Annotated in this window: 24 protein-coding genes and 1 pseudogene; 19 read left to right on the forward strand and 6 right to left on the reverse strand. The window is 70.4% G+C overall.

Features of this window, described 5'->3' with window-relative positions:
• Window positions 1-87: 87 nt before the first annotated feature.
• From AC07EQ_RS26845 to AC07EQ_RS26880, 8 genes and pseudogenes are all read left to right on the forward strand, one after another.
• Window positions 88-939, forward strand: a complete 852-nt coding sequence (locus AC07EQ_RS26845) for an Fpg/Nei family DNA glycosylase (protein WP_452613466.1) — start codon at window positions 88-90, stop codon at window positions 937-939.
• Between the two features lie 158 nt (window positions 940-1,097).
• Window positions 1,098-2,360: a GAF domain-containing sensor histidine kinase gene (locus AC07EQ_RS26850; RefSeq protein WP_478390656.1), complete on the forward strand. Its 1,263-nt coding sequence runs from the start codon at window positions 1,098-1,100 to the stop codon at window positions 2,358-2,360.
• 9 nt (window positions 2,361-2,369) lie between these two features.
• Window positions 2,370-3,278, forward strand: coding sequence for a S49 family peptidase (locus AC07EQ_RS26855; RefSeq protein ID WP_478390629.1), 909 nt, complete (start codon window positions 2,370-2,372; stop codon window positions 3,276-3,278).
• 482 nt (window positions 3,279-3,760) lie between these two features.
• Window positions 3,761-4,537, forward strand: a complete 777-nt coding sequence (locus AC07EQ_RS26860) for a LytR/AlgR family response regulator transcription factor (RefSeq protein ID WP_478390657.1) — start codon at window positions 3,761-3,763, stop codon at window positions 4,535-4,537.
• Between the two features lie 16 nt (window positions 4,538-4,553).
• Complete coding sequence (locus tag AC07EQ_RS26865; RefSeq protein WP_478390630.1) at window positions 4,554-4,961, forward strand: hypothetical protein; 408 nt, start codon at window positions 4,554-4,556, stop codon at window positions 4,959-4,961.
• Window positions 4,962-5,009: 48 nt separating this feature from the next.
• Window positions 5,010-6,752, forward strand: coding sequence for a sodium/solute symporter (locus tag AC07EQ_RS26870; RefSeq protein ID WP_478390631.1), 1,743 nt, complete (start codon window positions 5,010-5,012; stop codon window positions 6,750-6,752).
• A 324-nt stretch (window positions 6,753-7,076) separates the two neighbouring features.
• Window positions 7,077-7,403 (forward strand): annotated as a pseudogene (locus AC07EQ_RS26875) (DUF485 domain-containing protein); the annotation flags it as partial.
• A 437-nt stretch (window positions 7,404-7,840) separates the two neighbouring features.
• The gene (locus tag AC07EQ_RS26880; protein WP_478390658.1) at window positions 7,841-9,364 is read left to right on the forward strand and encodes a solute symporter family protein; all 1,524 of its coding nucleotides are present in this window, start codon (window positions 7,841-7,843) and stop codon (window positions 9,362-9,364) included.
• 78 nt (window positions 9,365-9,442) lie between these two features.
• Here the strand turns inward: AC07EQ_RS26880 and AC07EQ_RS26885 are convergent, their stop codons facing one another.
• The gene (locus tag AC07EQ_RS26885; RefSeq protein ID WP_478390632.1) at window positions 9,443-9,661 is read right to left on the reverse strand and encodes a hypothetical protein; all 219 of its coding nucleotides are present in this window, start codon (window positions 9,659-9,661) and stop codon (window positions 9,443-9,445) included.
• A 276-nt stretch (window positions 9,662-9,937) separates the two neighbouring features.
• Between AC07EQ_RS26885 and AC07EQ_RS26890 the strand changes: the two genes are divergently transcribed.
• From AC07EQ_RS26890 to AC07EQ_RS26905, 4 genes are all read left to right on the forward strand, one after another.
• Entirely contained in the window at window positions 9,938-10,261 is a 324-nt protein-coding gene (locus AC07EQ_RS26890) for a rhodanese-like domain-containing protein (RefSeq protein WP_132479552.1), read from the forward strand.
• Window positions 10,262-10,293: 32 nt separating this feature from the next.
• Entirely contained in the window at window positions 10,294-11,178 is an 885-nt protein-coding gene (locus tag AC07EQ_RS26895; RefSeq protein ID WP_478390633.1) for a DUF4328 domain-containing protein, read from the forward strand.
• A gap of 425 nt (window positions 11,179-11,603) precedes the next feature.
• Window positions 11,604-12,455, forward strand: coding sequence for a glycerophosphodiester phosphodiesterase (locus AC07EQ_RS26900; RefSeq protein ID WP_478390634.1), 852 nt, complete (start codon window positions 11,604-11,606; stop codon window positions 12,453-12,455).
• 21 nt (window positions 12,456-12,476) lie between these two features.
• Complete coding sequence (locus tag AC07EQ_RS26905; protein ID WP_478390635.1) at window positions 12,477-13,427, forward strand: DUF5926 family protein; 951 nt, start codon at window positions 12,477-12,479, stop codon at window positions 13,425-13,427.
• 73 nt (window positions 13,428-13,500) lie between these two features.
• Here the strand turns inward: AC07EQ_RS26905 and AC07EQ_RS26910 are convergent, their stop codons facing one another.
• The gene (locus tag AC07EQ_RS26910; protein ID WP_478390636.1) at window positions 13,501-13,836 is read right to left on the reverse strand and encodes a winged helix-turn-helix transcriptional regulator; all 336 of its coding nucleotides are present in this window, start codon (window positions 13,834-13,836) and stop codon (window positions 13,501-13,503) included.
• Between the two features lie 136 nt (window positions 13,837-13,972).
• Here AC07EQ_RS26910 and AC07EQ_RS26915 point away from each other — a divergent pair, with 136 nt between their 5' ends.
• From AC07EQ_RS26915 to AC07EQ_RS26925, 3 genes are all read left to right on the forward strand, one after another.
• Window positions 13,973-14,875, forward strand: a complete 903-nt coding sequence (locus AC07EQ_RS26915) for an NAD(P)-dependent oxidoreductase (protein WP_478390637.1) — start codon at window positions 13,973-13,975, stop codon at window positions 14,873-14,875.
• 117 nt (window positions 14,876-14,992) lie between these two features.
• Complete coding sequence (locus AC07EQ_RS26920) at window positions 14,993-15,571, forward strand: SigE family RNA polymerase sigma factor (protein ID WP_478390638.1); 579 nt, start codon at window positions 14,993-14,995, stop codon at window positions 15,569-15,571.
• Complete coding sequence (locus AC07EQ_RS26925; protein ID WP_478390639.1) at window positions 15,568-16,068, forward strand: hypothetical protein; 501 nt, start codon at window positions 15,568-15,570, stop codon at window positions 16,066-16,068. Before AC07EQ_RS26920 ends, AC07EQ_RS26925 begins: the two co-directional genes overlap by 4 nt.
• Window positions 16,069-16,077: 9 nt before the next feature.
• On the opposite strand, the gene AC07EQ_RS26930 is transcribed toward AC07EQ_RS26925, so the two are convergent.
• The 3 genes from AC07EQ_RS26930 to AC07EQ_RS26940 form a co-directional block, all read right to left on the reverse strand.
• The gene (locus AC07EQ_RS26930; protein ID WP_478390640.1) at window positions 16,078-16,638 is read right to left on the reverse strand and encodes a ferritin; all 561 of its coding nucleotides are present in this window, start codon (window positions 16,636-16,638) and stop codon (window positions 16,078-16,080) included.
• Between the two features lie 298 nt (window positions 16,639-16,936).
• Complete coding sequence (arcA, locus tag AC07EQ_RS26935; RefSeq protein ID WP_478390641.1) at window positions 16,937-18,139, reverse strand: arginine deiminase; 1,203 nt, start codon at window positions 18,137-18,139, stop codon at window positions 16,937-16,939.
• Window positions 18,140-18,405: 266 nt separating this feature from the next.
• Complete coding sequence (locus AC07EQ_RS26940) at window positions 18,406-19,215, reverse strand: CPBP family intramembrane glutamic endopeptidase (RefSeq protein WP_478390642.1); 810 nt, start codon at window positions 19,213-19,215, stop codon at window positions 18,406-18,408.
• 112 nt (window positions 19,216-19,327) lie between these two features.
• Here AC07EQ_RS26940 and AC07EQ_RS26945 point away from each other — a divergent pair, with 112 nt between their 5' ends.
• The gene (locus AC07EQ_RS26945; RefSeq protein ID WP_478390643.1) at window positions 19,328-19,687 is read left to right on the forward strand and encodes a hypothetical protein; all 360 of its coding nucleotides are present in this window, start codon (window positions 19,328-19,330) and stop codon (window positions 19,685-19,687) included.
• Window positions 19,688-19,827: 140 nt separating this feature from the next.
• On the opposite strand, the gene AC07EQ_RS26950 is transcribed toward AC07EQ_RS26945, so the two are convergent.
• The gene (locus AC07EQ_RS26950; RefSeq protein ID WP_478390644.1) at window positions 19,828-20,607 is read right to left on the reverse strand and encodes a DUF2470 domain-containing protein; all 780 of its coding nucleotides are present in this window, start codon (window positions 20,605-20,607) and stop codon (window positions 19,828-19,830) included.
• A 295-nt stretch (window positions 20,608-20,902) separates the two neighbouring features.
• Here AC07EQ_RS26950 and AC07EQ_RS26955 point away from each other — a divergent pair, with 295 nt between their 5' ends.
• From AC07EQ_RS26955 to AC07EQ_RS26965, 3 genes are read left to right on the forward strand one after another with little or no spacing between them, the layout of a single operon-like run.
• Window positions 20,903-21,769: a hypothetical protein gene (locus AC07EQ_RS26955; protein ID WP_478390645.1), complete on the forward strand. Its 867-nt coding sequence runs from the start codon at window positions 20,903-20,905 to the stop codon at window positions 21,767-21,769.
• Window positions 21,766-22,971, forward strand: a complete 1,206-nt coding sequence (locus AC07EQ_RS26960; RefSeq protein WP_478390646.1) for a fumarylacetoacetate hydrolase family protein — start codon at window positions 21,766-21,768, stop codon at window positions 22,969-22,971. Before AC07EQ_RS26955 ends, AC07EQ_RS26960 begins: the two co-directional genes overlap by 4 nt.
• A 40-nt stretch (window positions 22,972-23,011) precedes the next feature.
• Window positions 23,012-23,668, forward strand: a complete 657-nt coding sequence (locus AC07EQ_RS26965) for an IclR family transcriptional regulator (RefSeq protein ID WP_478390659.1) — start codon at window positions 23,012-23,014, stop codon at window positions 23,666-23,668.
• The last annotated feature ends 148 nt before the right edge of the window (window positions 23,669-23,816 follow it).

Genomic DNA, 23,816 nt, shown 5'->3' on the forward strand with positions numbered 1-23,816 from the left:
GAAGGCTTCCGCGGTTCCGCCGCGCGGAACGGGACTGGAAGCCGGTTTCGGCGTTGAAATCGCGGGTTCTGCCTGCACACTGGACCGGTGCCGGAACTTCCCGAGGTGGAGGCGTTGGCCCAGCACCTCCGCGACAACGCCGTGGGCCGGACCGTCGAGCGCGTCGACGTCGCGTCGATGAGCGTGCTGAAGACGGCGAGCCCGCCGTGGACCGAGCTGCACGGTCGTGCCGTCACCGATGCGGTGCGGCACGGCAAGTACCTGGATCTCGACTGCGGCGGGCTGCACCTGGTCTGCCACCTGGCGCGGGCCGGCTGGCTGCGCTGGTCGGACAACCTGTCCCCGGCGCCGCCGAAGCCCGGCAGGGGGCCGATCGCGCTGCGGGTGCACCTGGGCGGCGCGGGTTTCGACCTGACCGAGGCCGGCACCCAGAAGAAGCTGGCGGCGTGGGTCGTCGCGTCGCCGGCGGAGGTGCCGGGGATCGCGAAGCTGGGGCCCGATGCGCTGGGCCTGGACCTGGCCGGGCTGACCGAGGTCTTGGCGGGGCGCACCGAGCGGATCAAGACGCTGCTCACCGACCAGTCCGCGCTGGCCGGGATCGGCAACGCCTACTCCGACGAGATCCTGCACGCCGCGAAGCTGTCGCCGTTCGCGACGGCGGGCAAGCTCGACGCCGCCGCGGTCGAGCGGCTGCACGGCAGCATGCAGGAGATCTTGCAGGACGCCGTGGCGCGTTCGCTGAAGCAGGACGCGGCGCGGCTGAAGGCGGAGAAGCGGTCGGGGATGCGGGTGCACGCGCGCACCGGATTGCCGTGCCCGGTGTGCGGTGACGCGGTCCGGGAGGTGTCCTTCGCGGACCGGTCGATGCAGTACTGCCCGACCTGCCAGACCGGCGGCAAGCCGCTCGCGGATCGCCGGTTGTCCCGCTTGCTGAAGTAGTTGTCCACAGCCTGTGGACAGATCGGCCGGTTGTGCACAGGCCGTTGCCACTGGTTGGACGCATCGTTCCCGCTGAACGGAATAGTAAGGTACCGCTTACCGATGGAAACGGTGCACTGAGCGTAGCCGCCTTGATTCCAAGCGTGGCGGACGTGAAGATTGATGTTGTGCCCGAGATGTTGACTGAGCGGACGGTCCTGACCACGCTCGCCGCACTCGCCGTGCTCGGCATGTTCGTACTGCTGTGCCGGGCGCGCCGGGTGAACACGTCGGTGGAGGACGCCACGCTGGCGGCGCTGCACCGGGTGACCAGTGCGGCCCCGCACCTGCGGGCCGGGCTCACCCAGGAATCCGCCGACAAGACCGCGCCGCACCTGCGCGAGCTGCTGGCGTGCGTCGCCGTCGGCATCGTCGACGCCGACGGCACGCTGCTGAGCTGGGACGGCGAGGCGAACTACCACTACGCCGACCTGCGGACCAAGATCGAGCAGGTCCTGCGCACCGGGAAGCGCGAGTTCCTCGACCACGGCGACGTGACCTGCGACCACCGGCCCTGCCCGATGCGGCACGCCGTGGTGGTGCCGCTGGAGGTCGAGGGCGAGAGCCGCGGCGCGCTGACCGTCATCGCCGGCGGCGACCGCAAGCGGCTGCTGCGCGCGGCCGCCGAGGTCGCCAACCACGTGTCGACCCAGCTGGAACTGGCCGAGCTGCAGGAGTCCAAGGAGCGGCTGGCCAAGGCCGAGGTGCGGGCGCTGCGGGCGCAGATCTCGCCGCACTTCATCTACAACGCGCTGAACACCATCGGCTCGCTGATCCGCACCGACCCGGAGCACGCTCGGGACCTGCTGCAGGAGTTCGCCGACTTCACCCGCTACTCGTTCCGCACCAGCGGGCTCTACACCACGCTGGCCGACGAGATCCGCAACATCGACCGCTACCTCACGCTGGAGAGCGCCCGCTTTGGCCCGGACCGGCTGAACATCCAGCTCAAGATCGCCCCGGAGGTGCTGCCGGTGGTGGTGCCGTTCCTGGCGCTGCAACCGCTGGTGGAGAACGCCGTCCGGCACGGCCTGGCGACCAAGCCCGGCGGCGGCACGGTGTCGGTGATCGCCGAGGACAACGGCACCGAGGCGCTGATCAGCGTGGACGACGACGGCATCGGGATGGATCCGGAGCTGCTCGACGCGGAGCTGGCCAACGCGCACCTGACCGGCGCGCACGTCGGCCTCGGCAACATCAACAACCGGATGCGGGCCACCTTCGGCAACGACTACGGGCTGGTCGTGGAGACCGAGAAGGGCGCGGGCATGAAGGTCATCATGCGGGTGCCGAAGTTCGCGCCGGGCGTGCGGCCGGTGCCGCCGCAGGCGATCGACGAGCCGAGCGTCGGGTTGGCGGCCGGGCCGCAGCTCAGCCGGTAACGTCGAGGTATGAACGAGAAGGCGCCGCAGAAGTTCACCGACATGTTGACCGGGAAGCTGTCCGCGAAGCTGCCGGGCAAGCTCGCCGAGCGCGCCGAGCGCGGCCCGGTGGTCGCCGTGGTGAAGCTGCACGGCGTCATCACGCCGACGGCATCGCCGATGAGCCGGCCGACGATCTCGCTGCAGAACGTGGAATCCGCGCTGACGCGCGCGTTCGGGCACGACCGGCTCAGCGCCGTGGTGCTGTCGATCAACTCGCCGGGCGGATCGCCGACCCAGTCGGCGCTGGTGGCGGACCGGATCCGGGGCCTGGCCGAGGAGAAGCAGGTGCCGGTGCTGGCGTTCTGCGAGGACGTCGCGGCCTCGGGCGGCTACTGGCTGGCCTGCGCGGCCGACGAGATCTACGCGCACTCGACGTCGCTGGTCGGTTCGGTCGGCGTGGTCAGCTCGGGCTTCGGGCTCACCGGCCTGCTGGAGAAGCTCGGCGTGGAGCGCCGGGTGCACACCGCGGGAACGCACAAGGTGCGGCTCGACCCGTTCAGCCCGGAGAAGGACGAGGACGTGCAGTGGCTGCGCGGCCTGCAGGACGAGCTGCACGAGCAGTTCCGCGCCTGGGTGCGCAAGCGCCGCGGCGAGAAGGTCGACGGCGCCGATGACGACCTGTTCTCCGGCGAGATCTGGACCGGCGTGAAGGCCGAGGAGCTCGGGCTGGTCGACGGCTTGGGCACCCTGCGGGGCATCGTGAAGGACAAGTTCCCGGACGCGCACCTGCTGACGGTGGAGCCGCGGAAGCCGCTGCTGGCCCGGCTCGGCATGTCGTCCTCGGTCCGGCTCGGCGGCAGCGGCGGCGCGGACACCGTGCTCGCGGCCGTCGAGGCGCTGGAGCACCGAGCCATGTGGAACCGCTTCGGGCTGTGACGCTCGTTTTCGGGCGGCTCGATCGAGCTTTCCGGAATTTGAAGCCGGATCGGTGCCCGTGAGTGTTTCGGGGTGCCATAGCGACCCGAAACACTCACGGGCCCAAGCGGACCCGTTTCTGGGACCGGCGAATCCCTTGCGAACGCTGGGTAATCGGCGTGATCGCACTGCGTAGATCGTGGTTTCGAGACTGTCACTCGTTCGGCCGCAGACGCTGGGCTGATCGGGCTAAAAGCCGTGCCGCTGAGCGGATTTCCGCACTGCGCACCCCCTGGTGTCCAGCGCGCTCTGTTAGCAACTAGTTTGGTTGTCAGGCGTGACTGACCTCACTCGTCGGCTCTCGGGTGGTACGAGGCTGCGTCAGCGGGTGGGGGCCGACACTCGATCATGGACAGTGCGCCGTGGGCGCGGCAGGATATGGCGTTGCAGTGAGTACACGAGAGAATCCAGCGGGTCTCGTCGTTCTGGCCGTCGACGATGAGATGGCCGGGCTGGACGAGATGAAGTACCTGCTCGGCAACAACGCGCGGGTCGGACGGGTGTTGACGGCGTTCGACGCCGCCGAAGCGCTGCGGCTGCTGCGCAGCGACGATCCCGAGCTGCTCGGCAGGCGGGACGGCGAGGAGTCCATTGTGGACGCGGTCTTCGCGGACGTGTCGATGCCCGGGCTCAGCGGGATGGAGCTGGCCAGGGTGCTCACCGCCTTCCGCAATCCGCCTGCCCTGGTGTTCATCACCGGGCACGAGGAGAACGCGCTGGAGGCGTTCGAGGTCGGCGCGCTGGACTACATCATGAAGCCGGCCAACGCCGAGCGGGTCGACCGCGCGCTGCGCACCATCGAGAAGAACAAGGCCCAGGCGGCCAAGGGATCCCGCGCGCTGGAGGCGCCGGCGGCCGATGACGACGAGGTCATCCCGGTCGAACTCGCCGGCACCACCAGGATGATCCCGCGCAAGGACGTGCGCTGGGTCGAGGCGCAGGGCGACTACGCCCGGCTGCACACCGCCGAGGACTCGCACCTGGTGCGGATCCCGTTGGCGCAGCTGGAAGAACGCTGGGCGGAGGCCGGTTTCCTGCGCATCCACCGGTCGTTCCTGGTGTCGCTGCCGCTGGTCACCGAGCTGCGCATGTCGTCGTCCGGGTACTCGGTGGTGCTCGGCGGTGGGCCGTCGAAGGAGCTGCCGGTCAGCAGGCGGCACACCCGCGAGCTGAAGGACCGGCTGGTCCGGGCGCCGCGGCAGGGCTGGGGCCAGCAATGAACCGCGGTTCGGCGGGATGAGCCCGGACCACGGCTTCGACATCCGCGCGCGGCTGGGCGATTCGACGCCCCGCCCGCGCCGCAAGCGCGTCGTGCTCGCCGACCGCCGGACCCGGCAGGTCGCACGCACCATCATGGAGCTGGAGGAGCAGACCAGCGTCGGCGAGGTGCTGGTCCGGCACCTGGTGAAGGTGCAGCTGCGCAGCGCGCTGGTGCTGACCGGCGTGGTCGCCGTCGTGCTGCTCGGGCTGCCGGTGCTGTTCTGGGTGGTGCCGTCGATCGGCGACTTCGAGGTGCTCGGCTTCCGGCTGCCGTGGCTGCTGCTCGGCGTGCTGGTCCACCCGTTCCTGCTGCTGATCGGGTACCTGTGCACCCGCAGCGCGGAGCGGCACGAGCGGGACTTCATCCACATGGTGGAGCAGTGACCGCATGATCGACGACGGATTTCCACACCCCAGGGGCGGCGCGGTGCGATGGTTTCGAGTTCCTGGTCCCTGCTAGGGATCGTGCTGATCGTCGCGGCGACCCTGGGCATCGGGCTCTGGGGTTCCCGGTCGGCGCGCACCACCTCCGACTTCTCCGCGGCGCGGCAGCCGGTGCGCGAAGAGCGCAACGCGGTGGCGATCTCCGGTGAGTACCTGTCGGCGGCGTCGTTCCTGGGCATCGCGGGCCTGGTGCTCAAGGACGGGGTGGACGCGCTGTGGTACCCGATCGGCTTCGCGGCCGGGTACCTGGCGCTGACGCTGTTCGTCGCCGCGCCGATGCGCCGCTCCGGCGCGTACACCCTGCCCGATTTCGCCGAGGCCCGGCTGGGTTCGCTGCGGTTGCGGACGCTGTGCACCGCGCTGGTGGTGCTGATCGGCTGGCTCTACCTGGTGCCGCAGCTGCAGGCCGCCGGGATGACGCTGGCGGCGATCGTCGGAGTGCACTACTGGGTGGGGGTTTTCGCGGTCGCGGTGATCGTGCTGCTGACCGTGGCGACCGGCGCGCTGCGCGCCGTCACGTTGGTGCAGGGCTTCCAGTACTGGGTGAAGCTGTTCGCGATCACGGTGCCCGCGTTCGCGTTGTTCGTGGTCTTCGTCAACGCGCCGCCGCACCAGGCGCTCGACGAGCCGCTGCCGCCGGTCTTCCCGCGCGACACGGCGGTGTACATCGACACCGACGTGCAGCTGCGGGTCAGCGAGCCGGTGTGGGCGGCCGAAGGCACCGGCTCGATCTACCTGCAGCCCGGCGAGCACTCGATGGCGGCGGGTACCGAGCTGCGGTTCCCGGCGGGCGCGGCGGTCCCGGTCGTCGCGGCGGCCGAGGCCGACAACGCGACCTGGCTGCGGCCGCACGGCGACGGCGTTTCCGGGCTGCTCGAAACGTATTCGGTGCTGATCGCGACGTTCCTCGGCACCATGGGCCTGCCGCACGTGCTCGCCCGCTTCTACACCAACCCGAGCGGGTCCGGCGCGCGCCGCACCACGCTGTTCGTGCTGGCGCTGCTCGGCGCGTTCTACCTGTTCCCGACGATCTTCGGGATGCTCTCCCGGCTGTACGTGCCGCAGTTGCTGGTCACCGGCGAGGCCGATGCGGCGGTTCTGCTGCTGCCGCAGGCGATGCTGGGCAACTGGGTGGGCGGGCTGCTCGCGGCGATCACCGCGGCCGGGGCGTTCGCCGCGTTCCTGTCGACCTCTTCCGGCCTGGTGGTGAGCGTGGCCGGGGTGCTGTCCTCGCGCGACGCGCTCCGTGGCCGGACGCTCGACTTCCGGCTGGCGGCCGCGCTGGGCTGCCTGGTGCCGACGCTCCTGGCGCTGCCCGCGGACAACCACGACATCGCGCGCAGCGTGGGGTTGGCGTTCGCGATGGCCGCTTCCACGTTCTGCCCGGTGCTGGTGCTCGGGATCTGGTGGCGCGGGCTCACCGCGGTGGGTGCCGCCAGCGGCATGGTGGTCGGCTGCTGCCTGGTGCTGATCGCGGTGGCGTGCACGAAGTTCGTCGGGGACGGGGCGGGCTGGTTCGCGACCTTGGCCCGGCAGCCTGCGCTGGTCACCGTGCCGATCGCGTTCGCGGTGACCGGACTGGTCAGCGTGGCGACCCGGGCGCGGGTGCCTGCCGGGGTGGGCCGGGTGATGCTGCGGCTGCACGCGCCGGATCGGCTCGGTTTCTTCGACGGCCGGCTCAGCGCGGAGCCCGCGGAGCAGGCGCCGACCGAGGGCCGCCATCAACGCTGAACGTGATCATGCGTCGTGTTCTTTGAACTTTTTGGGCGGATTCCGCGACGAATGCAATCACCTTTCGTGTTTGATGGTATAGACCAATGGAAAATCAATAGGCTGAACGGGTGAAATCGATCTGGTGAGACGCAATTCAACGCGTCCGCTTGGTCTCGGATAACTTCACTCGATCGTTAGCTTGCGTACTCCCAACGGGGCTTCACAGCGGTGGTCGAACTACGTAGCGTTCCCGCGTTGAACTGATTCAGCAGGCTCCCGTACCGGCGGCACCCGGGACGGAGCCTTTTCTTGTGGGAGGACACCGTGAGCACCACGGACCAAATCGGGTCCGGGTCCGGTATCGACGCCGAAACCTGGGCCGCTGCCCATAGCAGCCCCGAATTCACCACCCTGCGACGCAGACTGCGCAACTTCGTCTTCCCGGTCTCGGCACTGTTCCTGGCCTGGTATCTGGTCTACGTGCTGCTCGCCGACTACGCGCACGGCTTCATGAGCATCAAGCTGGTCGGCAACATCAACGTCGGCCTCGTGTTGGGCCTGCTGCAGTTCGTGTCCACGTTCGCCATCACCACCTGGTACGTGCGATTCGCCAACCGGGAGCTCGACCCGATCGCCGAGGAGATCCGCGAATCCCTCGAGGGCGGCGCGAGCGACAAGGCGGCGGACAAGGCGGCGGACAAGGCGGTGGACACCGCGGCGGACACCGCGGAGGACTTGACCGACGACGCCCCGGAGAAGTCCGCGGACGACAGCGCCGAGAAGGACGCCACTGACGACGACGGCGACGAGAAGGACACCGCCGCCGACGACGACGCCGATGACGGCGACGACGCCGATGACGGCGACGGCGACGGCGACGGCGACGGTGCGAAGGACATCGCCGCCGCCGCCGCCGACGACGCCGATGACGACGGCGACGCCGATGACGACGGCGACGCCGATGACGACGGCGACGACGGCGCGAAGAAGGACGACTCCGAAGGAGGCCAGAAGTGATCGCCGCACTTTCCCCGCTGGCCCAGAGCGAAACCGCGAACAACAGCGCGCTCAACATCGGCATCTTCGCGCTGTTCGTCGTGGTCACCATGGTCATCGTGTTCCGCGCCAGCCGGAACACCAAGACCGCCTCCGACTACTACGCCGGCGGCCGCGCGTTCACCGGCCCGCAGAACGGCATCGCCATCGCCGGTGACTACCTGTCGGCGGCGTCGTTCCTCGGCATCGCCGGGGCGATCGCGGTCTACGGCTACGACGGCTTCCTGTACTCGATCGGCTTCCTGGTGGCCTGGCTGGTGGCGCTGCTGCTGGTCGCGGAGCTGCTGCGGAACACCGGCAAGTACACGATGGGCGACGTGCTCAGCTTCCGGATGAAGGAACGTCCGGTGCGCACCGCCGCGTCGCTGTCCACCCTGGCCGTGACGTTCTTCTACCTGCTCGCGCAGATGGCCGGTGCCGGCGGCCTGGTCGCGCTGCTGCTGGGCATCACGAACAAGACCGGCCAGGCCGCGGTGATCTTCGTCGTCGGCGCGCTGATGATCGTGTACGTGCTGGTCGGCGGCATGAAGGGCACCACCTGGGTGCAGATCATCAAGGCGGTGCTGCTGATCGCGGGCGCCTTCGTGATGACCATCTGGGTGCTCGCCATGTACGGCTTCAACTTGTCGGGCCTGCTCGGCGCGGCCGCCGACGTCGCAGGCGACAAGGTGCTCAACCCGGGCGCCCAGTACGGAAAGACCGAGATCAGCAAGCTGGACTTCGTCTCGCTGGGCATCGCGCTGGTGCTCGGCACCGCGGGTCTGCCGCACGTGCTGATGCGCTTCTACACCGTGCCCACGGCCAAGGAGGCCCGCCGCTCGGTGGTCTGGGCGATCTGGCTGATCGGCCTGTTCTACCTGTTCACGCTGGTCCTGGGCTACGGCGCCGGGGCGCTGGTCGGCTCCGACGTGATCAAGAAGGCGCCGGGCGGCGTGAACTCGGCGGCGCCGCTGCTGGCGCTGGAGATCGGCGGCCCGCTGCTGCTGGGCTTCATCTCCGCGGTCGCGTTCGCGACGATCCTCGCGGTCGTCGCCGGCCTGACGATCACCGCGTCCGCCTCGTTCGCGCACGACATCTACGCGAACGTGATCAAGAAGGGCAAGGTCGACGACAAGGGCCAGGAGGTCAAGGTCGCCCGGATCACCGCGGTGGTCATCGGCGTCGTGTCGATCCTGGGCGGCATCGCGGCCAACGGCCAGAACATCGCGTTCCTGGTGGCGCTGGCGTTCGCGGTCGCCGCTTCGGCGAACCTGCCGACGCTGCTGTACTCGCTGTTCTGGAAGCGGTTCAACACCAACGGCGCGCTGTGGAGCATCTACGGCGGTCTGGCGGTCACCATCCTGCTGATCGTCTTCTCGCCCGCCGTCTCCGGCTCCGAGGACTCGATGTTCCCGTCGCTGGACTTCGCGCTGTTCCCGCTGAAGAACCCGGGCCTGGTGTCGATCCCGGTGTCCTTCCTGCTCGGCTACCTCGGCACGGTGCTGAGCAAGGACTCGGCCGACAAGGCCAAGCAGGCGGAGATGGAGGTCCGGTCGCTGACCGGCGCCGGCGCGGAGAAGGCCGTCTCGCACTGACGCGCTGAACCGCTCCACCTCGAACTAGCGCCCCGTCCGGCCGAGAACCGGGCGGGGCGCTTTCGTCGGTCGTTCGCGTCAGGCGGCGCTCAGCTCGGATTCGGCGGCCGTGAAGTGCACTTCCCGCATGTCGCCGTCGGCCCGGCGGGGCGGGACGCGAACCAGCAGGGCCTGCACGCGCGGGTCGCTCATCCGCACGAACCCGGCGAACCGCGGCGATCCGCCGTCCTCCGGAACCGTCGCCAGATGTCCCCAGTCGCTGCCGTTCGGCCAGCGGAGAATGGCTCGACGAGACATGGCTTTCCTTCCTGCCGGGCGGATTCCGCGAACGGAGCTGAATCGAACAAGCACACTGTGGCACGGGGTCTCACGAAAACGGCGATATCTTCGGAATCTCCGACCGAAAGCGTGATCAACTACGAAATGGTCTCGTGTTATCGCAGGTGAGGGCGGTTTCTTCCGGAGTGCGGGGCGTCCGCCGGCGCGAAATGCGAGTCTCTTACGCGGGCACCACGCATCGCGTGGCAGCATCGGGGTGTGACTACTCCAGTTCCTGGTCATCAGGTGCCCGGCGTGCAGCCGGAGGAGCTGCCCGCGCAGCTGCCCGCGGGCAGCGTGCTGCTCGACGTGCGCGAGGCGAACGAGTGGCAGGCCGGGCACGCGCCCGAGGCCGTGCACCTCCCGATGAGCGAGCTCGTGCAGCGGCTCGACGAGATCCCGGAGGCCGACCAGGTCTTCGTGATCTGCCGCTCCGGCGGCCGGTCGGCGAAGGTCGCCGCGTACCTCAACGCGAACGGCTGGGACGCGATCAACGTCGAGCGCGGCATGAACGGCTGGTCCGCCATCGGGCGGCCGCTGGTCTCCGACGACGCCGACGGCGAGCCGTACGTGCTGTGACGGCCCGACCTCCCGGCCCCGGACGGCCGAGCGTGGAGTGGGTCGCCACCCCGCCCGGCGGCCCGCGGCGGATCCGGCCGCCGCGCCGACCGCGCCGCTACACCGGCCCGCCGGCCTACCCGGCCGTGCCGCGCTGGGGCTTCCCGCTGCTCGCGTGGCGGTGGCCGCTGGCGCTGCCGCTGCGGCCGCACGCCGATCCGATGCCGCGGGCGGTGTCCGCCGCCGGGACCGCGGTGGTGACGCTGTGGATCACCGCGGGCGTGGCGGCGCTGGCCACCTTCGCGGAGTGCTGGCGGTACGTGCTGCTGTTGATCAGCCGCAGCCAGGCGCTTCCGCGCACGCCGCTGGCCATCTCCGACGTGCTGGTCGGCACGACCGGCTCGATCCTCTGGGTGCTCGGCGTGCTCTCCGGTGTTTTCGTCGTCCTGTGGGGCCTGCGGGCGCGCGCTGCGGCCGCGGAACGCATCGGGGTGCAGTGCGCCCGGCCCGACTGGCAGGTGGTCGTCGGCGTCCTGGTGCCGGGGCTGAACCTGTCCGTGCCGGGCTCGACGCTGGCCGAGCTGGAGCATTCCGTGCTCGTCGCGGAGGGCGTGCGCCGCCGGGGCGAGCGGCCGTTCCCGACGCTGCGCGTCCGGTTCTGGTGGGCGGCGTGGGTGGGAACCCTGCTGGTCGGCTGGCTCACGTTCGGCTGGGGATTCTTCGGCAGCGTGCAGGCCCAGGCGGACGGCGTCGTGCTGCACGCGCTCAACAACGCCCTGGTCACGACCCTGGCGATCATGACGGCGCTGCTGATCAGGTACCTGATGCGGCTGCTCGCCCCGCTGGACCCGACGGAGCTCGCGCAACTCCGGGTCCGCGCGGTCCGCGCCGCGCCGCCCGCGCCCCGGGCCACCCGCCCCACCAGCGCTCCCCGCTGACCGCGCGCCCGAGTTCCCGCAATTTCCATTGAGGTTTTTCCAACCTCGTTTTGGGTGGCGGTGCGGGTGGCGGAACCTCAGCGTCCGCCTGGACTGTGGGTGCCCCTCCTGATGTATGCCAATACACGGCGGAGGGGCCGTCCTCGCCAGGCGAACGCTGAGAACCCGCGGCGGTGCAAGCGTCGTAGGTGGGCTATGCGCCTGCGGCGCATGCGACACCCATCTACGTGCGGCGTTGCGACCCGCGGCTGCGGACCGACCAGGATGAAAAAGGCTCATTGAAATTGGACCTTCAATTTCAATGGAAATTGCGGAACCACGAGGACGTGAAGTGGGCGTTCGGGTCGGTGGTGGGTGGGAGGTGTCGACGGGTTGGCGTTGCGGTGCGTCACAGATGCCGGAAGTGGATCGAGATCGCCCGCATAATGGGCGCCGTGCGGCAACCGACCCCCGACGTCGTCGCGCACCGAGGAGCCTCCGCGCATCGCGCCGAGCACACCCGCGGTGCCTACGAACTGGCCCTCGAACAGGGCGCCGACGCGCTCGAATGCGATATTCGGGTCAGCCGGGACGGCCACCTGGTGTGCGTGCACGACCGCCGCATCGACCGGACCTCCAGCGGCCGCGGCGTGGTCAGCGAGCTCACCGTCGCCGCGATGTCCGAAGTGGACTTCGGTGGCTGGCACCAGGAACCGCCCCGGTCGGCGGACGACCTGGTGCGCGGCCCGGCCGCGGAGCCCGAGCACGGCGTGCTGCTGCTCGACGAACTCCTCGGCCTGCTGCGGGACAACTCGCGCCCGGTCCGGCTGTTCATCGAGACCAAGCACCCGGTGCGCTACGGCGGGCTGGTGGAGCACAAGCTGGTCGCGCTGCTGGCCCGGCACGGCTTGGCGACGCCGGCGGACCGGGAGAACTCGCCGGTGCTGATGATGTCGTTCGCGCAGTCCGCGGTGCGCCGGTTCCACGAGGCCGCGCCGGGCGTGCCGACGGTCCTGCTGTTCGACCGGTTCCGCGGCCCGTTGCGCTCCGGCGTGCTCCCGCCGTGGGCGGACCTCGCCGGGCCGGGCATCCGCCTGCTGCGCGAGGACCCGGGATTCGTCGCGCGCGCGGCCGCGCTCGGCCGCGACACGTACTGCTGGACCGTCGACGACCCCGCGGACATCGAGCTGTGCGCCCGCTCCGGAGTGCGCTTCGTGGCCACCAATGCGCCCGCGTCCACCCGCTTCCACCTGGCTGAATCGGGCCTCGCGCAGTTCGGTAGCGTCACTGCGAAGTGACCATGAGCGAGGGGATCTGCAGTGTCGAAGCGAACCGCACCCAAGCCCCAGGCGGACACCGGGATCAAGCCGCGCCAGCCCTGCCCGTGCGGTTCGGGGAAGCGCTACAAGGCTTGCCACGGCGCCGCGGGCGGGGCCGCCGACGTGATCGTGACCAGGCCGTTCGAGGGTTTGGCCGCGGAATGCGAGCTGGTCGCGCTGCGCGAGTTCGTCCCGTCGGCGACCGCGAAGCTGCCGCTGCGCGGCGAGGGCACGGTCACGCTCGCGACCGTGCTGCCGATGGCCGCCGCCGCGCTGCGGCGCAATGACGACAAGTCCTTCATCGGCCTCCAGGTGCAGACCCACTCAGGTGATATCAGCCGGGATCTCGCGCGGGCCGTCGAGTGGGTGCAGACCGCCGAGATCGGCGAGTCGCTGTCGGTGGTGGGCCCGGAGACGGCCGAGCCCGGCACCATCCCGGCTCGCCTGCAGGACCTCCTCGACCCGGCCGCGGCGCTGGATGTCGAGCTGCACGAGGACTTCGCCTGGTGGCTGCCCGGCGACGTGGAACCGGCCGGCGAGGTCGCGCTGTCCCTGGAGCGGGCGAACGCGGCGATCATGCCCACCGACCGGCTGGCCGCCGAAGGCGTGGAATCCGCGTACTGGGTCGACGCGGGCGAGAAGGCCCACCTGCGCTGGGTGCGCCCGGAGCCCGAGGAGCAGCTGCTGGCGGCGCTCGCGCGGCTGTCCGCCCGGGGCGAGCTGGCGCTCGGCGAGGACAGCAAGTACGCGGGATCGTTCCGCGCGCACGGCCTGCTGGTGCCGGTGTGGGACCTCGACCGCGAGAAGCACGCGCGCGAGTGGGACGAGCCCGCCGCGGAGCTCGGGCGCCGGCTGGCCGATGCCCTCGGCTCGCTCGACTCGGAGCCGCTGAACGCGGCGGAGCGGCGCGCCCGCGACGGCCTCCGCGGCCGCCAGGTCACCATCCGCTGAGCCCGGTGTCGGGCGGTTCCGGCCGGAACCGCCCGACTTGGCTCCACAGTGGACGATTGCTGGAGTTCTCCCCTTAGTCGCGGGGAATCGCCTCGATGCGAGCCATGTTCTGCTCGCCCCATTCCCCGAGCGGCATCAGCGCCGCGATGAGCGACCGGCCGAACTCCGTCAGCGAGTACTCCACCTTCGGTGGCACCTGGTGGTACATCTCGCGGTGCACCAGCCCGCTCGCCACCATCTCCTTGAGCTGCAGGATCAGCACCCGCTCGCTGATGTCCGGGATCGCGCGCCGCAGCTCGCCCAAGCGCCGCGTCGCGAAGGCCAGCTCCCACAGGATCAGGCACTTCCACTTGCCGCCCATCACGTCGATGGCGGCATCCAGTCCGCAGGTGTACTTGTTCCGCTTCATCCTGGGCTCCCACTGACAAAAAGTTCAGTACCCGACAAAATAGTCGGTACTTGATCAAGGTTCGGCCAAGTCGCGAGGATCGAACGCGTCAACGCGATCGACCTCGAAAGAGCCGACTTTGAACTGGAGCACGAACATGACCGGTGGCAGACGCACGGCGGTGACCGTCCTCGGGCTGGGGAACATGGGTGCGGCGCTGGCCAAGGCGTTCCTGGCCGCCGGGCATCCGACGACGGTGTGGAACCGCAGCCCGGAGAAGGCCGCGCCGCTGGTCGCCGAGGGCGCAGCGCACGCCGGATCGATAGCGGACGCGGTCACCGCCGGCCCGCTGATCATCGCCTGCCTGACCACCTACGACGCCACCCTGGAGGCCCTGGCTCCCGCCGCCGGCGAGCTGGCCGGCCGCACCCTGATCACGCTGAACAGTGGAACTCCCAGCGGCGCCCGGGAAATGGCGGAGTGGGCGACCGGCAAGGGCGCCCGCTTCCTGGACGGCGCCGTGAAGAACGTGCCCGAGGCGGTCGCGAAGCCGGACACGCTGCTGTACTACAGCGGCGACAAGGCCGTCTTCGACGAGTACGAACAGACCCTGCGGGAGCTCGGCGGCGACACCCGGTACCTCGGTGACGACGTGGATCTCGCTGCGCTGTACGAGATGGCGGTCGGCGCCACGCTGTTGCCCGCCCTCCTAGGCTTCTTCGAGGGCGCGGCCCTGGTCGCGAAGCGCGGGACGCCCGCGAGCGAGTTGGTGCCCTATGCCGTCAAGTGGCTGGAGATGATCGGCTCGGTGCTGCCGAAGTTCGCGGCGGAGATCGACGCCGGCGACTACAGCGACCCGTCCTCGACGGTCGGCCTGTTCTACGCGGGCAGCGCCCACGACGACGAGCTGGCGGCGGCGAACATCGACGTCAGCTGGCGCGAGCCGATGAACGACCTGCTGCGCCGGGCGGTCGCCGAGGGCCACGGCGAGCACAGCATCTCGGCGCTGGTCGAGCTGCTCCGGAAGCCCGAGTCCGAGGCTGCTCGCAGTTTCAATTGAAACTGGCCCACCGGTACCGTTGGGCCGAACAGGTGATCAACGCGCCGGTCGGGCAACCGACCGGCGCGTTGCGGCGTGTCATCCCTGGCGATACCCGACGTTTTAGGGGGTGGAGGGTTGACCGCGCACCTGCCCGCAGTGCCGACCGCCACCGAGGCGTCCGGTGTCTATCGCGAGCGGGCACGTCGGGGGGACATGGCGGCGGCAGAGGACGATTTCGCGGAGTTCGTCCGGGTAGCACTACCCGGGCTGATGCGCTATGGCCACGCCCTGACCGGCAACCCGCACGATGCCGCGGACCTGGTGCAGACCGTGCTGGAGAAGGTCGGCGCCCGCTGGTCGAAGATCAGCCGGAACTGCGCGGACCCCACCGCCTACGTGCGCAAGGCGATGGCGAACACGCACGTCAGCCGGTGGCGGCGGACGCGCCGGGAAACGCTGCTCGCGGACTTCCCGGACATCCCCGCGGCCAGCCAGCAGGATCGCCTGGAGCACGAGCCGCTGTGGGTCGCGCTGCGATCTCTGCCACCGAGGCAACGCGCGGTGGTCGTGCTTCGTTATTACGAGGGACTTTCCGAGCTGGAGATAGCCGACACGCTCGGCATCAGCTGCGGAACGGTGAAGAGCCAGGCCAGCAAGGCGATGGCGACGTTGCGCAAGCGGCTCGGGCCGCTGGTGGGAGGAGGTGACGCGTGATGGATCTGGAGGACGAGCTGCAGCGGGTCCTCCGGGACGATCGGCTGGACATCCCGGTGCGAACCGGCGCCGAGTGGTCGCTGGTGGCCGGAGCGCGTCGCCGCAGGCAGCGCAACGGGATGCTGGCCGTGACGGGCAGCGCGCTCGCCGCGACGCTGCTGGTCGGCGGCGGGATCGCGCTGATCGGTCACCAAGCGGGCGAGCCGGTGCAGCCGGCGGTGCCACCCGTCGTGCAAACGGATCCGAACCCGGGCTCGACCGCGCCGCCGCAACCGACCCACCAGCCTCCGGCCCCGCCGCCGGTGCACCAGCAGCCGGGCCAGCCGCCGCAGCTGCCGAGCCTCACGATCCCGCCGACCAGGGAGCCGCTGCAGCCGGAGATCCTGCTGACGACGACCTCCGAGCCGGACCCGACGACCTCGGCATCGCAGACCTCCAAGCCGAACCCGACCTCGTCCCAGAACCCCGCCACCGAACCGAATTCGCCCGGCGGGTAGCGCGAGGGCTCAGAGGGTGCCGCCGGCGGTCCGGGGTGCCGTCGCGTCGACGCCTTCGTCGCCGACCGTTTCGCGGGCCAGGTAGTTCTCCACGTCGAAGAGGTTGCCCTTGGAGCGGTCGACCACGTTCAGCAGCGTCGACATCGAGGCGACCTCCTCGACCTGCTCCTTCAGGAACCACTGCATGAACTGCTCGCCGAGGTAGTCGCCCTCCTCGCGGGCGGTCTTGGCCAGCGTTTCGATCTCGCGGGTGACCTCGCGCTCCTGCTCCAGGGCGAGCGCGACGAGCTCGCGGGTCTCGGTGAAGTCGTTGCGCACCTGCTCGATGGCCGGGATGACCGGCTTGACGTTGTTGTCCATCAAGTACTGGACGATCATCATCGCGTGGTTGCGCTCTTCCAGCGCCTGCCGGTAGAAGTGCGCGGCCAGCCGCGGCAGGTCCTCGTTGTCGAACCAGACCGCGACGGCGATGTACTGCTGCGAGGCGGTGAATTCATTGCGCACCTGTTCCTGCAGCAGGTGCTCGAAACGGGATTCCTTGTGCTGAATCTTCTTCGCGGTGACAGCCATGCCCCCAATATACTCTGGAATGAGTCCAGATACATTTCAGGCAAACCTAATAATCCTATGGTTAACCTTGGCTGATCGCGTTTTAGCCAAGGCAATCCTCAGATAAATTAGCCAAGCCAAACCTGTGCCGTTTTGGCTGGTGGTGAAGCTATCGTCGCTGCCGGTGGTGAATGTTTCTCGTCGCGTCACCAATTCGAGTGGCTATTGTTCGGCGAAGGGCGACCCATGATCGACTTTTTCGGTTGGAGAGCCCTTCATTCGTCACTCGATCAAGTGATGGAATGGGAATCGGTCGAGTTCACGGATTCAGCGGGGCGCGGGTGATGGGGCAGGACATGCACCGTGGGCCGCCCCGGCCGGAACCGAGTTCGGAACCGCTGATCCGCAGCACCTCGATCCCGGCGTCCTCGAGCCGCGCGTTGGTCTCGGCGTTGCGCTCGTAGGCCACCACCACGCCGGGTGCCACGGCGAGCGTGTTGTTGCCGTCCTCCCACTGCTCGCGTTCCGCGGTCACCGGGTCCAGGCCGGTGTCGATCGCCCGCAGGTGGTCGATGCCCATCGCCTCCGCCGCGGCGGTCAGGAACGGGGTCGGGCCGGACACCTTCAGCTCGCCGTCCAGCGGGCGCAGCGCGAAGGCCTCCAGCGAGTGCTGGATCGCCGGGTACATCACCACGGCGTCGCGGTCGACCATCGTGCACACCGTGTCCAGGTGCATCGAGGCCCGGGCCTGCTCGATCGGCACGGCCAGCACGGTGTGCGCCAGGTCGTCGGCGAACAGCGAGCGGGCGAGCGACTCCGCGCCGGCGGGCGTGGTGCGCTCGCCGACGCCGATGGCCACCACGCCCGGCGCGAGCAGCAGCACGTCGCCGCCCTCGACGGGCGCGGAGTGCGCGCCGTAGGCGCGGGTGGAGTGCGAGAACCGCGGGTGGTAGGCGTAGATCAGGTCGGTGAGCGCGGATTCGCGGCGGCGCGCCGGCATCGCGAGGGCCGCGATCGCGACCCGGTCGCCGATCCACACCGACGAGTCCCGGGTGAACAGCAGGTTCGGCAGCGGGTCGATGGCGAAGTCGTGCGGGTGGTGCATCCGGCGCACCAGGGACTCGCCCTCCGCGGCGGGCAGCTCCTCGAACGTCATGCCCGCGATGAGGATCCCGGCCAGCGCGGAATCGTCCACGCTGGACAGGTGCGAGCGCAGCGTGTCGGCGATCTCCGTGCCCACCCTGAGCTCGTCCACGCCAGCGAGCACGGCCGCGGCCCGAGCGCGGGTGTCGTGCAGCGCCTCGGTGAGCAGGTCGCGCAGCAGCAGCACCTCGACGCCCCGGTTGCGGAGCACCTCGGCGAACGCGTCGTGTTCCTCCTGGGCGCGATCGACCCACGGGATCGCGTCGAACAGGAGTTGGTCGCTGTTGCGCGGCGTGAGCCGCTTCAGCTCCGTGCCCGGCCGGTGCAGCAGCACCGCGTGCAGCGGGCCGACCTCGCTCTGGACGTGTGGTTCGCTCACGATGAGCAGCCTAACCGCGACTAACGGAAACGTCCGTCATCGACGATGATTTCGATCAATCATTAAACAAAACGTCTATTCGACCACCGAATCATTGCGTGAAATGGACGATCGATGCGTCACGTCGGGGCGGGGGGTCTCCCGATTTTGCCTGAGGGGTCGTTTCGGATTGGCTCTGCCCTGCGGCACGGCGGCCAGGTCCCGCGCGTGCCCGACCGCCAGTCTGGAACGGCCTCTGGAACTGGAGCCCCTCGCGGCGAACCCGGTCAGGGCAGCCAGCCGACGCGGCCGCGCAGGGCGGCGTAGCCGACGAAGGCCACCACGTCGATCAGCGCGTGGCCGACGACCAGCGGCCACAGCCGGTTCGTGCGCTGCCAGGCGCGGCCGTAGACCAGGCCCATCACGACGTTGCCGACGAAGCCGCCGAAGCCCTGGTACAGGTGGTAGCTGCCGCGCAGCACCGCCGACACCCACAGCGCCCGGTTCTCCGACCAGCCCAGCTGCCGCAGCCGGGTCAGCAGGTAGGCCACGACCAGGGCCTCTTCGGCGAAGGAGTTGCCGAACGCGGCCAGCGTCAGCACCGGCGCGCGCCACCACGCCGCGTCCAAAGTGGAGGGTTGAACGGTCAGGGCGAGGCCCAGGGAGTGCGCGACGAGGTACAGGCCGAGGCCGGGGATGCCGATCAGGGCGGCGAGGCCCAGCCCGCCCGCGAAGTCCCGCCCGGGGCGGGAGCGGTCCAGGCCCACCTGCCGCAGCGCCATCCCGCCGCGCCACAGCAGGTACAGCCCCAAGCCGCCCCAGGCGCACAGCCGCAGCACGTTCGTCAGCTGCGCGAGCATGTCGAGCAGCCCGAGCTCCGCCTGCGGCACGTTGATCGCCGCGTGCTGGTCGGCCAGCGGTTCCGGGCGCAGCAGGGCGTCCAGCAGCGACAGCAGGCTCTGCACGCCGGAGAGCCCGAGCGTCACGGCGAAGACCACGAACAGCTCGATGATGATCGCCCTGCGCTCCGACCGGTCCGCGATCGTCGCGGGCTCGCCGGGCCGGGTCGGGGTCAGCCATGCGCGCAGGGTGCTCACGCGTCGAACCGTACCCGGATCGGTGACGCCGCCGGCCGGGCGCTCGAAGGTCTGGAAATACCGGGAAAACCGCGTGCGGAACTGGTCACCGCCCCCGCCGCGTCGGATCGGCATGGACGTGTTCGTGTGGGGCGCGGCGGACACCGAACGCGCGGTGCGCGTGCTGCAGGCGCTGCGCCGCTTCGACGTGCTCGACGGGCCGCTCGGCTCGGCCGATCTGTTCGGCATCCGGGACGGTGTCCTGGTCGAGGTTCGGCACAGCGATCCGGGCGGGCTGCTGGTGCGGTTCACCGACGGGCGACGGCCAGGCCAATCGGCGATCGTGGCGCGGGCGTTCCTCTGGGTGATCACCCGCGACGCGTCGGTGGAGGAGGCGATGCTGGTGGGCCCGGGCGCCGAGCCGCTGCGCTTCCGCGACGGCCGCATCCAGCGCCTGACCCCCGAGAACTCCGAACGCTGCCCCGACGACTGACCCGAGGTCGAAGCGAACGGCCTCTTCGCGCCATCTAGTGAGGTGAATGGTCCGTTCGCGCCGTTCGGGCGCGGCAGGAGGTGAACGGCCTCTTCGCGCCGTTTAGCGCGGTGAACGGTCCGTTCGCGCCGCCGGCGGCGTCAGCCCTGGCGTTGCTGGGCGAGGAAGGGGCAGCCGACGAGGCGGCGGAGCTCCACGCCGAGGTGTTCGGTCGTGCTGACCGGGCGGGAGAACGCCAGCCGCACGTCGTGGTCGCCGTCGGCCGACTCCACCCGCAGCCGCAGGCCGTACCTGTCCAGCCCGAGCGGGCGGATGTGCCCGCCGCGCAGCTTCTCCGGCAGGTGCCGGGCGAGCAGCCCGACGACGTCGCGGTGCGACAGCTCCAGATGCCGCAGCCACGCGTCTTCCTGCATGCAGAACGGATCCGGCGTGGCGGCCTGGAAATCCGCGGGATCCACCGAGCCGGTGCCCTCCGAATCCGCCAGCACCAGCGACGCGGACTCCAGCCGCAGGACGCTCGCGCCGTGCCCGGCGTCGAGCAGTCGCGGGTCCGGGCGCTCGTCGGCGACCGAGAGCACGGCGTCGCGGGCCTCCGCGCCGTCGAGCAGCCGCACCCAGCCGGTCAGCCACAGCAGTCCGCGCACCGGCTCGCGCAGCCGGACCGGCGTCGGGTCGGTGAGTTCCAGGACCGCGGCCAGTTCGGCGCGCGGCGCTTGCCAGGCGGCGGCGATCAGCGGGTGCTCGTCCGCCAGCAGGACGGTCGCGGAGCCATCGGCGTGCACGTGGTGCAGCAACGGCGCGATGCGCGCCGAGTTCTCGTCGGCCGGCAGGAGCGCTGCGCGGCCGCCGCGTTTGGCGATGCTCCTGGCACGTTCGGCAGCGCTCGGCGTCGCGGGCCGGCGAATGGTCGTCTCACCCACTGCTCACCTCCAACTTAGGCAAGCCTAACTTAAATGTGTCGGGTGGGGAAGTCGCCTCATCGGGCGCCGCGCGGTCGCCGAAGCGGCCCCACTGCCCGCGCATCCTCTTAGTACCAGCTGGAACGCCCCCGTGGGGCGGCAACCGGAGTAGTGCTCCCAGGGGCGGTGCGAGCGCCGTCGGACCAGGGAGGATGATGATGTCCAAACCAGGCGAGGGAGGCCTACATGACCCCGCCCGACGTCCGTTTATCGGGCACCTTTGTTCACTGGCCGGTACGGCATTAGCGTGTCAGCCGTGTCAAGCGCTGTTGAGCTTCGCGCGCCCGGTCCGCGCGGCATCCCGCCCCTGTTCGCCCGATTGGTTGACGACGCGGCGCTGTTCCCGCCGGGGACCGCAGCAGTGCCGCAGGCGGTGGCCGACCACCTCGAGGCGCGCGGCGGCGCGTTCACGGGTCTGCTCGGGCCGATGCTGTGCAAGGCGTCCCGGCTGGCCGAGCTGATCACCGAACTGGCGAAGGTGAAGCCGGCGTCCCCGGTGCCGCTCTCGCTGGTGTGCGACACCGGGCTCGGCGGCGTGCCCAAGGCCCTGTCGATCATCGAGGGCCGGCAGGAGCTGCTCGCGCTGCGGATGGTCGAGATGCCCGCGCCGTCCGACGTCGACGACATCTGGCTGGAGCGCGTGTCGGAGTTCGTGCCGGAGGACATCATCCGGGTGGTCGAGCCGCGACGCGGCGGCGACGGCTGGCTGGACGGCATCCGGCGGGTCGCCGAGCACGGCTGCTGGCCCAAGCTGCGCTGCGGCGGGCAGACCGCCGAATCGGTGCCGTCCATCGACGTGGTCACCGACTTCCTCGCGGTGGCGGGCACCCTCGACGTCCCGTTCAAGGCCACCACCGGGCTGCACACCGCGGTGCGCGGCACCGACCAGGAGACCGGGTTCACCCACCACGGCTTCCTCAACGTCCTCGTCGCCACCGCACGCTCGCTGTCCGGCAAGGACGTCCGGGCGGCACTGGCCAGCACCGACGGCGCCGCGCTGGCCGAGGAGGCGCGAGCCCTGTCCGACGACGCGGCCAACGCGGTGCGCGACGTCTTCGCCTCCTACGGCTCGTGCTCGTTGCAGGACCCCGTCGCCGAACTCGAAGGATTGGGACTGCTTTGACCTGGATCGAGGACCCCGAGTTCGCCCCGGACAAGCCGTTCGGCCCCCAGACGCTGCCCTACGGGGTGCTGGTGACCGGCAGCGGTCCGGTCATCGCGGTGCGGGTCGGGCGGCACGCGCTGCTGCTGCGCGGCATCGCCGGGGAACTCGGTCCTCGACTCGCCGAGCTGGTCTCCGGCGACTCGCTCGATCCGCTGCTGGCCGCGGGCCGCGACCGCTGGCGCGAGCTGCGGGAGCGGCTCAGCGAGCTCGTCGCGGCCGATCGGGCGCCGGCGGGCGCGAGCCTGGTGCGCACCGACTGGCACACCCTGGTGCTGCCGTTCGCGGTCGGCGACTACGTCGACTTCTTCTCGTCGCGGCACCACGCCGAGAACGTCAGCCGCATCTTCCGGCGCACCGCCGAGCCGCTGCCGGAGAACTGGTCGCACCTGCCGGTGGCCTACCACGGTCGCGCGGGCACCGTGTACGTCTCCGGCACCGACATCCACCGTCCGAGCGGGCAGCGCAAGGCCGCCGGCGACCTGCAGCCCGCGTTCGGCCCGACGCGACGGCTGGACTTCGAGGCGGAGGTCGGGTTCGTCTGCGGCGGCGAACCGGCCGCCCGGGTGTCCACTTCGGACTTCGCCGAGCACGTGTTCGGGCTGGCACTGGTCAACGACTGGTCGGCGCGGGACATCCAGGCCTGGGAGTCCAAGCCGCTGGGGCCGTTCCTGGCCAAGTCGTTCGCCACCTCCGTCGCCGGGTGGATCACGCCGCTGGCGGCCTTCGAGCAGGCCAGGGTGCCGATTCCGGAACCGGCGCACGCGCTGCAGCCCTACCTCGTCGAGAAGGAGCCGTGGGGGCTGGACCTGCGGCTGGAGGTGCGCTGCAACGAGACGCTGCTGGCCTCGCCGCGGTTCGAGCACATGAGCTGGTCGCCCGCGCAGCAGCTGGCGCACATGACCGTGAACGGCGCGCCGGTGCGCCCCGGCGACCTGTTCGCGTCCGGGACCGTGTCCGGGCCCGAGCGCGACCAGCGGGGCTGCCTGCTGGAGCTGACCTGGGGCGGAGCGGAGCCGATCACGCTGCAGGACGGTGAGCAGCGGACCTTCCTCCAGGACGGGGACCGGGTGACACTGAGTGGCAGCGCGCCGGGTCCCGACGGTTCGGTGATCGGGCTCGGCGAGGTGACCGGCACGGTGCTGGCCGCGGCTCGGAGGTGACGCGATGGCCCAACCCAGCCCCGAGCCGATTCGCGGCCCGATGGGCCTGCCGCGCGACGCCCAGCCGGGCACCAAGGAGAGCTCGCTGACGCTCGACCGCGGTCTAAGCCTGCTGCAGGCCGTGGCGGACGCGGAGAGCGAAGCGCCCACTATCAGCGACCTGGCGGCGACCGTCGGCGTCAGCCGCGCGGCCGTGTACCGGTTGCTCGGGCCGCTGCAGAGCCGCGGCTTGGTGCGCCGCGAGGGTTCGAAGGTGCGGCTCGGGCTCGGCGTGCTGTGGCTGGCCGGGCGGGTGTTGCCGCAGCTGCGCATCGCATCGTTGCCAGCCTTGCGGGCGCTGGCGGAGAAGGTCGGCGCGACGGTGCACCTGACCGTGGCCGACGGCAGCGAGGCGCAGGCCGTGGCGGTCGTCGAGCCGTCGTGGACCAGCTTCCACGTGTCGTACCGGGTCGGCAGCCGTCATCCGGTGCACCGCGGCGCCGCCGGGCGGGCCGTGGACCTGCCGCCGGGCGGGCCGGCGTGGATCGCCAGCAGCGGCGACCTGCAGCCGGGCGCGTTCGCGGTGGCCGCGCCGGTGCGCGGGGTGCCGGGGCTGCGCGCCAGCGTCGGCGTGGTGGCCCTGCAGCCGTTGGCGCCGGAGGAGATCGGGCCGCTGGTGCTGGAGACGGCCGAGGCGGTCGCCGAAGCCCTGCGCTGAGTGGGTGGCGTTTTCGCGCGAAACCGGCGCCCCGCCCTCACGCGAAGCGCCGGTTTCGATGCTCCTATTGTTTGTCAAGTGGTGGTGAGGGCGAGGTCTGTGGTGATGGTGCGGTAGATCTTGCGGGCGAGGTAGCGTTTCAGGCATC

It is taken from the genome of Saccharopolyspora sp. NPDC045839, assembly GCF_056431645.1.

Coding starts and splice junctions, on each gene's coding strand:
- AC07EQ_RS26855 (WP_478390629.1), top strand. CDS start 2,370: ATGAACGAGAAGGCGCCGCAGAAGTTCACCGACATGTTGACCGGGAAG.
- AC07EQ_RS26900 (WP_478390634.1), top strand. CDS start 11,604: ATGGGCGCCGTGCGGCAACCGACCCCCGACGTCGTCGCGCACCGAGGA.
- AC07EQ_RS26865 (WP_478390630.1), top strand. CDS start 4,554: ATGAGCCCGGACCACGGCTTCGACATCCGCGCGCGGCTGGGCGATTCG.
- AC07EQ_RS26880 (WP_478390658.1), top strand. CDS start 7,841: ATGGTCATCGTGTTCCGCGCCAGCCGGAACACCAAGACCGCCTCCGAC.
- AC07EQ_RS26965 (WP_478390659.1), top strand. CDS start 23,012: ATGGGCCTGCCGCGCGACGCCCAGCCGGGCACCAAGGAGAGCTCGCTG.
- AC07EQ_RS26945 (WP_478390643.1), top strand. CDS start 19,328: ATGGACGTGTTCGTGTGGGGCGCGGCGGACACCGAACGCGCGGTGCGC.
- AC07EQ_RS26860 (WP_478390657.1), top strand. CDS start 3,761: ATGGCCGGGCTGGACGAGATGAAGTACCTGCTCGGCAACAACGCGCGG.
- AC07EQ_RS26885 (WP_478390632.1), bottom strand. CDS start 9,661: ATGTCTCGTCGAGCCATTCTCCGCTGGCCGAACGGCAGCGACTGGGGA.
- AC07EQ_RS26910 (WP_478390636.1), bottom strand. CDS start 13,836: ATGAAGCGGAACAAGTACACCTGCGGACTGGATGCCGCCATCGACGTG.
- AC07EQ_RS26870 (WP_478390631.1), top strand. CDS start 5,010: ATGGTTTCGAGTTCCTGGTCCCTGCTAGGGATCGTGCTGATCGTCGCG.
- AC07EQ_RS26915 (WP_478390637.1), top strand. CDS start 13,973: ATGACCGGTGGCAGACGCACGGCGGTGACCGTCCTCGGGCTGGGGAAC.
- AC07EQ_RS26930 (WP_478390640.1), bottom strand. CDS start 16,638: ATGGCTGTCACCGCGAAGAAGATTCAGCACAAGGAATCCCGTTTCGAG.